The following is a 14,048-nucleotide window of genomic DNA, read 5'->3' on the forward strand; positions in this document are numbered from 1 at the left end:
AAGCCGCAGGCGGATCTTGAGGACTTGGGACGGTAGCCGAGCGATAGGCAGGACTGACGTTCGTGATCGTGGGGGAGCTATGCCTTCCCGAGGGAGCTGTGGGTAAGAAACAACGCATCGTCCTATTGGCAGCGGTCTTTGCGTCTGTCTTTGGCGTCTTTTTGCTGATCCTGATCCTGCAGATGGTCAGCCTTTTGGTTGACTAGACCCCAACGAAGACCGTTCGCCCGAAGGGCCGCTCTACCGTAGGCTTTCCAACTCGCGGATGCGTTTGGTGCCGTCGGCCTCGAGCTGCCTTGTGACGGCGCCGATCAGCGTTTCGACGACGACGAAAAGTGCGGCGGATGAGTCCCAGGCCGAAGGCACGGCGGTGCGCCCGGCGATGACGTGGCGGGCGAAGCGGGCGATCGGCGACAGCCACTGGTCGGTAAACAGCACGATCTGCACGCCACGCTGGTTGGCCGTCTCGGCGAAGCGGACAAGGCTGTCCTGGTAGCGCCTGATGTCGAAGATCACCAGCACGTCGCGTTTACCCATGTCGATCAGCCGGTCGCGCCAGACGCTTTCCTGCCCGCCGAGGTGAAAAACGTTGGGCTGGATGATGGCGAGGTGGGCGGCCATGTAGCGCGCCAGCGGGTCGGTGAAGCGGCCACCGATCAGGAATGTCTTGCCGCGCCGGTCGGCCAGCTTGGCGACGATGTCGGCAAGCTGCTTATCCGAAAGGTGCCGGAAGGTCTCGCGCATATTGTCGAGCGTCGCTTCCAGCATCGGCGACACGGCGCTGCTGCCCGGCGATGGCGGATTGAGCGTGCGCGAGGCCGGCGACTGCAATTGCGCCGCCAGTTCGTCTTGCAGCGCCGACTGGAATTCCGGATAGTTCTGGAAGCCGAGCCGGGCGACGAAACGCAGGATCGTCGGCGACGATACGCCGGCGGCAGCCGAGAATTCGGCGACCGTCTTCAGCCCGATCAGCGGATAGCTGGCGATCAGCGTTTGCGCTGCGCGCCGCTCGCCGGCCGGCATGGTGCCGATGCGGTCGGAGATCAGTTCGGCAATGCTGGAAACCATGTTTTTCCCCACCCTGGCCGGGCCGTTACCGCATTATCGAAATCGCGTTTGACAAAGGCGGCCAAACTGTATGAAATCATCCGCAGGGACGCAATGAGGCAAAATACGTAACATACGGTACAGCGCTCCCCGGGGACGGCAGACAATGGAGACAGCACGGCCCGCCAGCCTTGCATCGCCTGAAACCGTAAGGGTGACGAACCCCGGCGGATTGAGCCCTTTCGTGCTAACCTGCGACCACGCCTCCAATTTCCTGCCGCCGGAATTCGGAACGCTCGGACTTGCCGCCGAGGAGCTTTCCCGCCACATCGCCTGGGATCCCGGCGCCTTGCCGGTGGCGCGCCGCATGGCCGAGGCACTCGATGCGACGCTGGTCGAGACCTGCATTTCGCGGCTCGTCATCGACTGCAACCGCCCGCTCGATGCACCGGACCTGATAGTGACGGTCAGCGCCAGCGAAAAAACCGTGGTCCCGGCCAATCAGGGGCTTTCGGCCGATCAGCGGGAGGCGCGCATCGCGCTCGCTTGGCGGCCGTTCCACGACCGGATCGCGACGATCATCGACGAGCGCCTGGCGGCCGGACGGGAGACGCGGCTGGTCTCGGTCCATTCTTTCACCCCGGTCTACAAGGGCGGCAGCCGGCCCTGGCATATCGGCGTTATCCACGACGAGGACCGCCGGCTGGCGGCGCCGCTGATCGCGGCGCTGCAGCGGGTCGCCGGCGTCACCGTCGGCGTCAACGAACCCTATTCGCCGGCCGACCGCGTCTATTTCACGCTGGAACGCCATGCCCGCTCGCGCGGGCTGCCCTGCGCAATGATCGAAATCCGCAACGACGAGATCTCCGGCGCAGCCGGGCAGCGGAAATGGGCGGATCTGCTCACGGGTATTTTTCTCAATCTGGAGCCCGAAGCGGCCAAGGCCTCCAGACCAAGCGCAGTCGGAAAGTCAGTTCAATCGGCCAGCTAAGAAACCAAAAGGGGACTTCAAAATGGCAGCACCGGGTTACAGCGAAGGTGACAAGAAGGAGGACCTGAAAGTTCTCCACGGAATGGGCTATGCTCAGGAACTGTCGCGAAGCATGAGCCGCTTCTCGAATTTCGCGATCTCGTTCTCGATCATCTGCATCCTCTCAGGCGGCATCAATTCCTTCGCGCAGGCGACATCGTCCATCGGTGGCGCCGGCGCTGGTATCGGCTGGATCGTCGGGTGCATGGTTTCGGGATTTTTCGCGCTCGCCATGGCCCAGATCGCCTCGGCATTTCCGACCGCCGGCGGCCTCTATCACTGGGCATCCATTCTGGGGAACCGTTTCACTGGCTGGCTTACCGCATGGCTCAATTTGCTCGGCCTGATCACCGTGCTCGGCGCGATCAACATCGGAACGTCTTTGTTTTTCTACGGGACCTTCGGCGCAGGGCTTACCACCGACGGTGTTGCGTCTCCGGCTCAAGTCGTTGGTTTTGTTGCCATTATCACGGTCCTTCAGGCGCTGTTCAACCATTTCGGCATCAAGCTGACCGCCATGCTGACGGATGCGTCCGGCTTCCTGATTCTCGGAGCGACGGCGGTGCTGATCGTCGCCTGCCTGGTGTTTGCTCCAGCGATCGACATCACCCGGTTGTGGACGTTCACGAACTATTCGGGCGATGCGGGCGGCGGTGTTTTCCCGCAGTCCGATTCCATGACGTATCTCTTCCTGCTCTGCCTGCTGCTGCCGGTTTACACCATTACTGGCTATGATGCGTCGGCGCATACCTCGGAAGAAACGTTGAGGGCGGCGCACTCGGTTCCGCGGGCAATCGTTTCATCCGTGCTCTGGTCGTCGCTGATCGGCTGGGTGATGCTGTGCGCGATCGTGCTGGCAATTCCGGATATGGCGGCAGGCGCCAAGCAAGGGTGGGCCGTGTTCTTCGAAACCATGAACGCGATCTTGCCAGGATGGTTAAAGACACTGCTCTATCTGGCCATCCTGATCTCGCAGTTCCTCTGCGGCCTCGCTACGGTGACCTCGGCCTCGCGCATGCTGTTTGCCTTCTCTCGCGACGGCGGCATGCCGGTCGGTTCGGCCGGGCTCGCCAAAGTCAGCCCAACCTGGCGCACGCCGGTCAATGCCATCTGGACAGCTGCGATCCTCGAGATCATCTATGTCTTTCTTGCCCAGTTCATTTCGATCGGCGGCACCAACATCTACACCATCGTCGTCAATTCGACGCTGGTGTTCCTGTTCCTGTCCTTCACCATTCCGATCGCGCTCGGCATGATGGCTTTCGGAACGGCGAAATGGCCGAATCCCGGCCCATGGAATCTCGGTGCCGGCCTGTTCAAGCTGTTTTGCATCCTGTCGGTCATCGGCATGGCGATCATCTTCTACATCGCCATCCAGCCGCCGAACGACAAAGTGCTCTATATCACCCTGGGCTTCATTGTACTGACTGCGGTGCTTTGGTTCGGTTTCGAGAACCGCCGCTTCCAGGGTCCGCCCATCGGCGACCAGATCGCGAAGCGCCAGGCGGCGATCAAGGCAGCCGAGATAGCTGTCGGCGAAGCCGGCGCCTGACGCTCTCTCATGACCATGGCCGGCATCGCGCCGGCCATGGTTTCATTCCCTTTTCAAAACGACAAGCGCTGGAGTGCCGTAAGAATGGCCGGAAATTTCTCGTTCGATCAGTTGAAGCAAGCGGTTTCCAGCGGTGAGGTCGACACCGTGCTGGCCTGCATCGTCGACATGCAGGGGCGGCTTGTGGGAAAGCGGTTCCTGGCCCGGTACTTCGTCGATTCCGCGCATGACGAGACGCATGGTTGCAACTACCTGCTGGCCGCCGATATCGATATGGAACCGGTGCCCGGCTACAAGGCGGCGAGCTGGTCGAAGGGTTATGGCGATTTCGTCATGAAGCCGGACCTTGCGACGCTGCGGCGCATTCCGTGGCTGGAGAAGACGGCGCTGGTGATCTGCGACGTGCTCGACCACCACACCCATGACGACCTGGCGCATTCGCCGCGCGCCATGCTGAAGAAGCAGGTCAAGCGGCTGCAGGAGCGCGGCTATATCGGCTATTTCGCGTCCGAGCTCGAATTCTACCTGTTCAGCGAGACCTACGATTCCGCCCGCAGGAAGCACTGGCAGGGCCTCGAGACGGCATCGCCCTATATCGGCGACTACCAGATCGGCATCACCACCAAGGAAGAAGGCGTCATGCGCCGGCTGCGCAACGAAATGGAGGCGGCCGGCATTCCGATCGAGAATTCCAAGGGCGAGTGGGGTCCCGGCCAGGAAGAGATCAATGTTCGCTATGCTGAAGCGCTCGACATGGCCGACCGCCACGTCATCCTGAAGAACGGCGCCAAGGAAATCGCCGAGTCCGAAGGCAAGGCGATCTCGTTCATGGCCAAGTACAATTACGGGCTCGCCGGCAATTCCAGCCACATCCACAATTCGCTGTGGAGCGCCGACGGCAAGACGCCGTTGTTCTACGACAAAAATGCCGAGTGGACGCTGTCGACGCTCGGCCAGCAATGGGCAGCCGGCCAGCTCAAATATGCCAAGGAATTCACCTGGTTCCTGGCGCCCTACATCAACTCCTACAAGCGCTTCCAGGCCGGCACCTTTGCGCCGACCAAGATCATGTGGAGCGAGGACAACCGCACCGCCGGTTTCCGTCTTTGCGGCGAGGGCACCAAGGGCATCCGCATGGAATGCCGCATCGGCGGTGCCGATTTGAACCCCTATCTGGCTTTCGCCGCGCTGATCGCGGCCGGGCTTGCCGGCATCGATGAAAAGCTTGAACTGCAGAAGCCCTTCGTCGGCGACGCCTACCAGGCCTCGCAGTTGCCTGAAATTCCAAAGACATTGCGCGACGCTACCGCGACGCTGGTGGAATCGAAGATGCTGAGGCAGGCACTCGGCGACGATGTGCTGGAACACTACGTCCACACGGCACACTGGGAACAGTTCGAATACGACCGCCGGATTACGGACTGGGAACTGCACAGGGGGTTCGAGCGGTATTAAATGACCTGGCAATGTCGGCGCCGCCCGTCCCTCACCTTTACCCGCTCGCTGTGAAGAACGGGACCAACGCCGGTGTTTCGTCCCTTCCAGAGCGGCGTGACCAACGAGAATTATTGTAGAATGCGAGGACCCAAGGCATGACCGAAACGGTCAAGATAAAATCCCCCATCGACGGTTCGATCTATGCCGAACGGCCTCTGGCCACGGACCAGGCGATCGGTGCCGCGGTCGAGCGCGCCAAGGCGGCGCAGGAGAAGTGGGCGCAGACGCCGGTCGTCGAGCGCGGCAAGTACATGCTTGCCATGCTGGAAGCGCTGGTCGCCATGAGCGACGAGATCGTGCCGGAGATCGCCTGGCAGATGGGCCGGCCGGTGCGCTATGGCGGTGAGTTCGGCGGCGTCAGGGAACGCGTCAGCTACATGGTCGAGATCGCCGAGGCGGCACTGAAGCCGGTCATGGCCTCCAACCCGAAGGACGGCTTTCGCCGCTATGTGAAGAAGGTGCCGCTCGGCGTGGTCATGGTGATCGCGCCGTGGAACTATCCCTATCTCACTGCCGTCAACACGATCGTGCCGGCGCTGATGGCGGGCAGCGCCGTCATCCTCAAGCACGCGGCACAGACATTGTTGGTCGGCGAACGGTTTCAGCAGGCGTTCGACAGAGCCGGCCTGCCCAAGGGCCTGTTCCAGAACCTCGTTCTGAACCATGCGCAGACCGAAAGGCTGCTCGGCTCCGGCAAGATCGACCATGTCAACTTTACCGGCTCGGTCGCCGGCGGCCGCGCCATCGAAAAGGCGGCGGCGGGCACCTTCATGACGCTCGGCCTCGAGCTTGGCGGCAAGGATCCGGCCTATGTGCTGCCGGACGCCAAGATGGACCATGCCGTTGCCAATCTGGTCGACGGCGCCTTCTTCAATTCCGGCCAGTGCTGCTGCGGCATCGAGCGCGTCTATGTCCACGAGAAGGTCTACGACGAATTCGTCGAAGGCTTCATCGCCGAGACCAGGAACTACGTCGTCGGCAATCCACTCGACCAGGCGACCACCATGGGGCCGATGGCGCAGGCGCGCTTCGCCGACCTGATCCGCGAGCAAAAGGCGGAGGCGCTACGCAAGGGCGCCAAGGCGCACATCGACATGAAGGTGGCTAACGACAGGCAAGGCTCGCCCTATCTGGCGCCGGAAGTGCTTACCCAGGTCGACCACCAGATGAGCGTGATGCGCGAGGAAAGCTTTGGCCCGATCGTCGGTATCATGAAGGTGCGCAACGATGAGGAGGCGATCGCGCTGATGAACGACAGCCCCTATGGGCTGACGGCCTCGATCTGGACGCGCGACACGGACCATGCGGCGGCGATCGGCGACCGCGTCGAGACCGGCACCGTGTTCATGAACCGCTGCGACTATCTCGATCCGGCGCTGGTCTGGACCGGCGTCAAGGACACCGGCAAGGGTGCGGCACTGTCGGCCATCGGCTACGACAATCTGACCAGGCCGAAATCATACCATCTGCGCGAGGTGATCTAAGGTGGCGATCGGCAAGCCAACGATCGCTGTTGAGAGGGAGTAATGGCGGATACGCAACAATCGGCGCTGCCGGATCGTGAAGGTCCCGAGGGTATCGGCGGCTGGCTTGTCCTGCCGATGCTCGGGTTGATGCTCACCCCGATACTAGGGTTGGTACAATTGCACAATACCGACTATCTCGGCATGTTACAGAACTGGCAGGCCTTCAGTTTGTCCCAAGGTGTGCTGATTGTTGCCGAATTGGTGATATCCGGCATACTAAACCTTACAGCCCCGGCCCTATTATTGTTCTTCATGTTCAAGCGCTGGCAGATATTCCCCGGCTGGTACATGATTTGGGCATTCGCGATGCCGATATATTCCGTTGTCGATTCATGGGCCGGGTATCTGGCTTTTCCCGACAGCTTTCCAACGCTGGATGATGCGTTCGATAAAGAAACGATGCGCGACATTTACCGTTCGGTCTGGGCCGCAGCCATCTGGATTCCGTACATGATGCGGTCAGACCGTGTGGCCAATACCTTTGTGAATTAACGACATCCGAGAGCATGAAAGCAGTCAGAAGGTCGAAATGACAAAACTCGTTTCCAAATGGAATTACCCTACGACCGTCCGCTTCGGCGCCGGACGCATCAAGGAACTGCCGGAGGTGCTGGCGGCGACCGGCATCAAGCGGCCGCTGTTCGTCACCGACCCGGGACTGGCCAAGCTGCCGGTGGTGGCCTCGACGCTGAAGATCCTCGACGACGCCAAGGTGCCGTATGGCGTGTTTTCCGAGGTCAAGCCGAACCCGGTCGATTCCAACCTGACCGCCGGCATCGCCGTGTTCAAGAAGGGCAAGCATGACGGCGTCATCGCCTTTGGCGGCGGCTCGGCGCTCGACCTCGGCAAGCTGATCGCCTTCCAGGCAGGGCAGACGCGACCGGTCTGGGATTTCGAGGATGTCGGCGACTGGTGGACGCGCGCCGATGCCGATGCGATCGCGCCGATCATCGCGGTGCCGACCACGGCCGGCACCGGCTCGGAGGTCGGCCGCGCCGGCGTCATCACCAATGAAGCGACCCACACAAAGAAGGTCATCTTCCATCCGAAACTTTTGCCGGCGATCGTCATTGCCGATCCGGAACTGTCGGTCGGCATGCCCGGTTTCATCACCGCCGGCACCGGTATGGATGCGCTCGCCCACTGCCTCGAAGCCTATTGCGCGCCGGGCTATCACCCGATGGCCGACGGCATCGCCGTGGAAGGCATCAGGCTGGTCTTCGAAAACCTGCCGAAAGCCTATGCCAACGGCAAGGATCTGGTCGCCCGCGCCAATATGATGAGCGCCGCTGCGATGGGGGCCGCCGCCTTCCAAAAGGGCCTTGGCGCCATTCATTCGCTGTCGCATCCGATCGGCGCGCTTTACGACACCCACCACGGCATGACCAACGCAGTGTTCATGCCCTATGTGCTGGCCTTCAATCGCGAGGCGATCGAGCCGCGCATCGCCCGGCTCGCCGCCTATTGCGGCATCAAGGGCGGTTTCGACGGCTTTGCCAAGGCGATCGTCAAGCTGCGCAAGGAGCTCAAGGTGCCGCACGCGCTGCCCGGCCTGATCAAGGGGCTCGACATGGACAAGAAGCGCAAGGGCCTGATCGCCGACATGGCGGTGGTCGATCCGACCGCCGGCGGCAACCCGGTCAAGCTGACCAAGAAGGCGGCGCTGACGCTGCTGGAAAACGCCATCGCCGGCGCCGTCTGAGGCAACTTCAGCATTGCAAATCCATTTGGGAAAAAAGAGGCGAAGAAAGGGGGAAAGGATGAAAGGCAAGGCCGAAACTAGTTAGCCGGAAAAATAACGGCGTAGCGATTGCTACAGCCGGTTAAAAAGAGTTTACTTTTTCGTACTGCAGGGCATCGCTTTCACAAAGCTTTCATCTGGCTGTCACACGAAAACGATACCGCATCGCAGGCGTCCAACGGCGTCAGTTCAACGGAGAGAACACATGTTCAAATTCACGGGAAAACTGCTTTCCCTTTCGGCCGTCGCCCTGATGGCGACCTCTGCCATCTCGTCGGCCCAGTCCATGGATGAACTGGTCGCCGCAGCCAAGGCGGAAGGCCAGCTCACCACGATCGCGCTGCCGCACAGCTGGTGCGGCTATGGCGACGTCATCGCCGGCTTCAAGGCAAAATATCCGGGGATCACCGTCAACGAACTCAATCCCGATGCCGGCTCCGGCGACGAGATCGAGGCGATCAAGGCCAACAAGGACAATAAAGGCCCGCAGGCGCCTGATGTCATCGACGTCGGCCTGTCTTTCGGCCCGTCCGCCAAGGCAGATAACCTGATCCAACCCTACAAGGTGTCGACCTGGGATACGATCCCTGACAGCGCCAAGGATGCCGATGGCTTCTGGACCGGCGACTACTACGGCGTGCTCGCCTTCGGCGTGAACAAAGCCGTCGTGCAGAACGCGCCACAGGACTGGGCTGACCTGCAGAAGCCGGAATATGCCAACTCGGTGGCGCTCGCCGGTGACCCGCGCACGTCGAACAACGCCGTCATGTCGGTCTACGCTTCGGGCCTCGCGGCTGGCGGTACCGGCGGCCAGGACGCCGCCGCCAAGGGTCTGCAATTCTTCAAGCAGCTCAACGATGCCGGCAACTTCGTGCCGGTCGACGCTGAAGCGGCAGCTGTCGCCCAGGGCACGACGCCGATCGTGATGAACTGGGACTACAACCTGCTTGCCATGCGCGACAAGATGGCCGGCAATCCGGAAATCGAAATCGTCGTGCCAAAGGGAGCGGTGGTCGCAGGCGTCTACGTTCAGGCGATCAGTGCCTATGCGCCGCACCCGAATGCCGCCAAGTTGTGGATGGAGTATCTCTATTCGGACGAAGGCCAGCTCGGTTGGCTGAAGGGCTACTGCCACCCGATCCGCTTCAACGATCTCGCCAAGAAGGGCGTGATCCCGAAGGAGATGCTGGACAAGCTGCCGGCCGCCGAGAACTATGAAAAAGCGGTCTTCCCTACTTTGGAGGAACAGAATGCTGCCAAGAAGGAAATCAGCACGAACTGGGATGCCATCGTTGGCGCCGTCGTGAAGTAATTCATAGGGCGCTGGGCGGTTCGCCGCCCGGCGCCCTATGCCAACTTCGGGAACTCCATGGCAGATTCCACAATGTCCCAGACAGCCAGCGTCAGTCCTGGCGCGCCGGAGATCAGCCGCCTTCGGCTGCCACTGCATTGGTTAGGCGTAACTCCGTTCTTCATTTTCGCGCTGCTCTTTCTGATCTTGCCCACGGTAGGGCTGATCGCGGGCGCGTTCAAAAATGCAGCTGGCGACTATACGCTCGATAACATCATAGCGTTGTCGCAACCCAAGCTCGCGGCGGCCTATTGGGTATCCATTCAGATCAGCTTTGTTTCTGCGATCCTTGGCGCCTTGATCGGCCTGGCAATGGCCGTGGCAGTCGTTCGCGGAGGTTTGCCGTCGTGGTTACGCTCGGCGACCTTGACCTTCTCGGGCGTCGCCTCGAATTTCGCCGGCGTGCCGCTGGCATTCTCGTTCATCGCGACGCTAGGTCGGCTCGGAGTGGCGACAATCCTGTTGCGAGACATTTTCGGCATCAACATCTATTCGCTCGGCTTCAGTATCTTTTCGTTTTGGGGCCTAATCCTCACCTACCTTTATTTCCAGATTCCATTGATGATTGTCATCATCACGCCGGCGGTCGATGGGCTGAAGAAGGAATGGGGTGAAGCTGCCGCCACGCTCGGCGCAAGCAATTGGCAATATTGGCGCATGGTGGTCATCCCGGTCTTATGGCCGAGTTTTCTCGGTACGACGGTCCTCCTCTTTGCCAACGCGTTCGGGGCGGTCGCAACAGCCTATGCACTGACGGGGCCGTCACTCAACATCGTGCCCATCCAGCTGTTCGCGCAGATTCGCGGCGACGTGCTTTACAATCCGAATCTAGGCTACGCGCTTGCATTCGGCATGATAGTCATCACCGGCTTGGCCAACCTCTTCTATATCTTGTTCCAACGGCGAGCCGAGCGGTGGCTGAAATGAAGCAAGGCAGCCGCTTTTGGGCTTGGCTCGTTTTTGGCGTGGGAACCGCCTATTTTGTCCTGCCGCTTTTGGCGACCTTTGAATTCTCCTTGCGTAAGCGGCGCGGGGAATACTCCTTTGACGCCTACCGCTCAGTCTTCGAAGATCCGAATTTCCAGACGACATTTACCTACTCCGTCGTTGTGGCGGTTTTCACCATTCTTTTAGGCGTGCTCCTCGTTGTCCCGACGGCCTACTGGATTCGGCTGCGGCTACCGAATCTGCGGCCGCTCGTAGAGTTCATCACTCTGCTGCCGCTGGTTATTCCCGCTATCGTCATCGTCTTCGGCTACATCAGAATGTTCGGTTCGAATTCAACGCTGCCTTTCCTGGCGACAGCGCGCGGCACCGATGTTCTGCTGGTCATCGGCTATGCAGTGCTGGCGCTGCCTTATATGTACCGGGCGGTCGATACCGGTCTCAGGACCATCGACGTCAGAACGCTCACCGAAGCCGCACAAATCCTCGGCGCCGGCTGGACCACCATCATCGCCCGCATCATCCTGCCGAACGTACTGATCGCCGTCTTATCCGGCGCGTTCCTGAGTTTTGCCATCGTCATCGGCGAGTTCACCATGGCCTCGCTGTTGAATCGCCCAGCCTTCGGCCCCTATCTGCAGAACATCGGCGCCAACAGTGCCTATGAGCCGTCGGCACTGGCGATCATTTCGTTCGCCATCACCTGGGGCTGCATGTCGCTGATCCAGATCCTGTCGCGCTTCGCGCCGAAATCGGCAAACCGCCCGAACTGATCGAAAGAAAAAGTCATGGCCGAGCCATTCCTCTCAATACAGCAGGTGCAAAAATCCTTCGGCGCCACCACCGTGGTGCAGGATTTCAACCTCGACGTCGAGCCGGGCGAATTCGTCTCCTTCCTCGGGCCATCGGGCTGCGGCAAGACGACGGTGCTGCGCATGGTCGCCGGCTTCGAGGAGCCGAGCGCCGGCAAGATCGTGGTGGCCGGCAAGGACATCACCCGGCTCAAGCCCAACCAGCGCAATGTCGGCATGGTGTTCCAGGCTTACGCGCTGTTTCCGAATCTGACCGTGGCGCAGAACATCGGCTTCGGGCTGAAGGTCGCGGGCATGCCCAAGCCCGATGCCGACAGGCGCGTTGCCGAGATGCTCGACCTCATCAAGCTGCCGCAGATGGGCGATCGCTATCCCTATCAGCTCTCCGGTGGCCAGCAGCAGCGTATCGCGCTGGCGCGGGCCATCGCGCCGAAGCCGAAGCTCCTGCTGCTCGACGAGCCGTTGTCGGCGCTCGATGCCAAGGTGCGCGTGTCGCTGCGCGAGGAAATCCGCTCGATCCAGAAGAAGCTCGGCATCACCACCATCTTCGTCACCCACGACCAGGAAGAGGCGCTGTCGATTTCCGACCGCATCGCTGTGATGTATGGCGGCAAGGCCGAGCAAGTCGGCACGCCGTTCGAGATCTACAACCGGCCGGCAACCAAATTCGTCGCCAATTTCGTCGGCACGCTGAACGTGCTGGAAGGCACGGTCACCGACGCGGCTTCGGGCAAGGTGCGCGTCAACTCGCAAGAGGTCTCGCTCAAGGGCAAGCTCAACGGCTCGAAGTCCGGGGACACGCTGTCACTGGCGTTGCGGCCCGAGGCGATCTCGCTCGGCCGCCACCCCGGCCGCGACTCCAGCCTTTCGGGCGAAATCGCCGAGGTGCATTTCCTCGGTTCGGTGATCCGGGTGCGCGTCGGCATCGGCGGCAGCACGGTCTCGCTAGACACATTCAACAGCCCGGCAACGCCGCCGCCTGCCGTCGGCGAAAAGGCCGAGATTTCGTTCTCGTCCGGCGACATGCTTGTGCTGCATTGAGGCAGTTCTGGAAAAACTGTTCCACATTTTCCTGGGATCGCCTTCAGGCGATCCGCCAATAGACAGGCGGATTTGCCTCGGCGCGAGCAAAAGAACCGGATCTGCTCAGACCCAAGCTTGGTAGCGTGACAATTGTCGATCGGACGAATATACGGAGGTCGCGACGGTGTGATTTCCTGTGCTCCACATTTAGTCAGGGAATGTTGCAATCGCGGTCAATCTCATGCGTCAAAGAGACAAGCAGACCGCCAAGGGAAACCCGCTGGGGAGTGAAGATTGATCCTTGAATTGGAATTGTCTGCAGCCGGTTTTGTGACCTGCAGTTTGGGACATTTTGGCTGATGGGCTCCAGCAATTTCCTGGACTCTGAAGACGCTGTGCGCAGGTTGCCTGGTCATCCGGAACAGGCCGACTTGGCGCGCGCAGCGTATTTCCATCAACTGAAATCGATGCCGGCGCGCCGCTATCATGGAAGTGCCGAGTTGCGCCGCAATTTGCCGAAGCAGCTTGGGCGAGCCTTTGATCTCGGGGTGGGCAATGGAACCCTGTCTCTTGCGTCGGCGGCCGATGGATGGCAGGTCACGGCGGTTGAGCCGGACCCTAGCGCGTTGACCGGAACTGATGCGATTCGGGCGCCCGCCAGAAACACCGGTACGCGCATTGATGTCGTCGAAGCCGGTCACCTGGTATCGTTCATTTGTGAAAAGGAAGATCGTGATGTCGGCTAAAGGGGTCGAAGAAGCGCGGCCGATAACAGTCACTGATACCGCGGCTGACATCTACTCGGACAGTCAGTACCTTGCCAACAATCCTGACTGGCATCTGGCCGATACAGCCTGGAAGGCGCGCGAGATCGCAAACATCCTGGAGCGCAACAATGTTGTCTGGCGCGACGCCGTCGAGGTCGGCTGCGGCAGCGGCGGCATCGTCGGCAAATTGGCCGCGCAATATCCGGGCAGACCTATTCATGGATACGATATTTCCGAAGACGCAGCAAAACTCTGGCCGCTGCAAAAGGCGTCTGGCGCGATCTTCCACCACGAGGATTTTCTGGCGACCAAGTCAGTGCATGACCTTGTCATGCTGATCGACGTCTTCGAACATGTCGAAGACTATATGGGCTTTTTGCGGGCACTGCGCCCGCACGGCCGCTATCACGTTTTTCATATTCCTTTGGACCTTCACGTCCAGGGACTGGTTCGGCGAGCTTACATGCACGCACGTCAGAAGGTGGGGCATCTCCATTATTTCACGCGCGAGACCGCGCTTGCGACGCTTGAGGACACGGGTTACACGGTGGTCGATTGGCACTTTACCGACGTGGCGGGCGAAGCCAACGTTTCCACGAGGCCTCTGCGCACCAAATTGCTCAATCCAGTGCGCAAACTGATAGGCAGCGTTGCCCCCGCTACCAGCGCGCTGCTGCTGGGCGGCTTTTCCCTCATGGTGCTCTGCCGGCCGCGCGATGATCCGTCCGCCCCGGCTGCCATGCCCTTGTGAACTTCA

13 protein-coding genes are annotated in these 14,048 nt (G+C 60.8%); 12 read left to right on the forward strand and 1 reads right to left on the reverse strand.

The genetic code is table 11. The annotated features are described in order from the left end of the window. Positions 1 to 240: 240 nt before the first annotated feature. Positions 241 to 1,068 carry a MurR/RpiR family transcriptional regulator gene (locus NKH37_RS05385; protein WP_023719035.1) on the reverse strand — a complete coding sequence of 276 codons (828 nt, stop codon included), beginning with the start codon at positions 1,066 to 1,068 and terminating at the stop codon, positions 241 to 243. A gap of 145 nt (positions 1,069 to 1,213) precedes the next feature. Between NKH37_RS05385 and NKH37_RS05390 the strand changes: the two genes are divergently transcribed. From NKH37_RS05390 to NKH37_RS05445, 12 genes are all read left to right on the forward strand, one after another. Next, the gene (locus NKH37_RS05390) at positions 1,214 to 2,038 is read left to right on the forward strand and encodes an N-formylglutamate amidohydrolase (RefSeq protein ID WP_023719036.1); all 825 of its coding nucleotides are present in this window, start codon (positions 1,214 to 1,216) and stop codon (positions 2,036 to 2,038) included. Positions 2,039 to 2,060: 22 nt separating this feature from the next. Then, entirely contained in the window at positions 2,061 to 3,629 is a 1,569-nt protein-coding gene (locus tag NKH37_RS05395) for an amino acid permease (RefSeq protein ID WP_353040839.1), read from the forward strand. An 84-nt stretch (positions 3,630 to 3,713) separates the two neighbouring features. Beyond that, positions 3,714 to 5,084 (forward strand): glutamine synthetase family protein, encoded by a 1,371-nt coding sequence (locus tag NKH37_RS05400; protein ID WP_352815552.1) that lies wholly within the window; start codon positions 3,714 to 3,716, stop codon positions 5,082 to 5,084. Between the two features lie 137 nt (positions 5,085 to 5,221). Continuing rightward, entirely contained in the window at positions 5,222 to 6,610 is a 1,389-nt protein-coding gene (locus tag NKH37_RS05405; protein ID WP_352642886.1) for an aldehyde dehydrogenase family protein, read from the forward strand. A 42-nt stretch (positions 6,611 to 6,652) separates the two neighbouring features. Next, positions 6,653 to 7,144, forward strand: coding sequence for a DUF2569 domain-containing protein (locus tag NKH37_RS05410; RefSeq protein WP_352590545.1), 492 nt, complete (start codon positions 6,653 to 6,655; stop codon positions 7,142 to 7,144). Positions 7,145 to 7,181: 37 nt separating this feature from the next. After that, entirely contained in the window at positions 7,182 to 8,354 is a 1,173-nt protein-coding gene (locus NKH37_RS05415; RefSeq protein WP_023719041.1) for an iron-containing alcohol dehydrogenase, read from the forward strand. Between the two features lie 244 nt (positions 8,355 to 8,598). Further along, complete coding sequence (locus NKH37_RS05420) at positions 8,599 to 9,705, forward strand: ABC transporter substrate-binding protein (protein WP_023719042.1); 1,107 nt, start codon at positions 8,599 to 8,601, stop codon at positions 9,703 to 9,705. A 72-nt stretch (positions 9,706 to 9,777) separates the two neighbouring features. Continuing rightward, the gene (locus tag NKH37_RS05425) at positions 9,778 to 10,671 is read left to right on the forward strand and encodes an ABC transporter permease (protein WP_031194018.1); all 894 of its coding nucleotides are present in this window, start codon (positions 9,778 to 9,780) and stop codon (positions 10,669 to 10,671) included. Then, complete coding sequence (locus NKH37_RS05430) at positions 10,668 to 11,462, forward strand: ABC transporter permease (protein ID WP_352484656.1); 795 nt, start codon at positions 10,668 to 10,670, stop codon at positions 11,460 to 11,462. Before NKH37_RS05425 ends, NKH37_RS05430 begins: the two co-directional genes overlap by 4 nt. Before the next feature lie 15 nt (positions 11,463 to 11,477). Next, a complete protein-coding gene (locus tag NKH37_RS05435) occupies positions 11,478 to 12,542 on the forward strand; it encodes an ABC transporter ATP-binding protein (RefSeq protein WP_023719045.1) in 1,065 nt (354 codons plus the stop codon). 341 nt (positions 12,543 to 12,883) lie between these two features. Next, positions 12,884 to 13,270 carry a class I SAM-dependent methyltransferase gene (locus tag NKH37_RS05440; RefSeq protein ID WP_023719046.1) on the forward strand — a complete coding sequence of 129 codons (387 nt, stop codon included), beginning with the start codon at positions 12,884 to 12,886 and terminating at the stop codon, positions 13,268 to 13,270. Then, positions 13,206 to 14,042, forward strand: a complete 837-nt coding sequence (locus tag NKH37_RS05445; RefSeq protein WP_198030481.1) for a class I SAM-dependent methyltransferase — start codon at positions 13,206 to 13,208, stop codon at positions 14,040 to 14,042. The genes NKH37_RS05440 and NKH37_RS05445 overlap by 65 nt, the downstream gene beginning before the upstream one ends. The last annotated feature ends 6 nt before the right edge of the window (positions 14,043 to 14,048 follow it).

The organism is Mesorhizobium sp. M1217, assembly GCF_040318275.1.
In the GTDB taxonomy this organism is placed as follows: Bacteria; Pseudomonadota; Alphaproteobacteria; order Rhizobiales; family Rhizobiaceae; genus Mesorhizobium.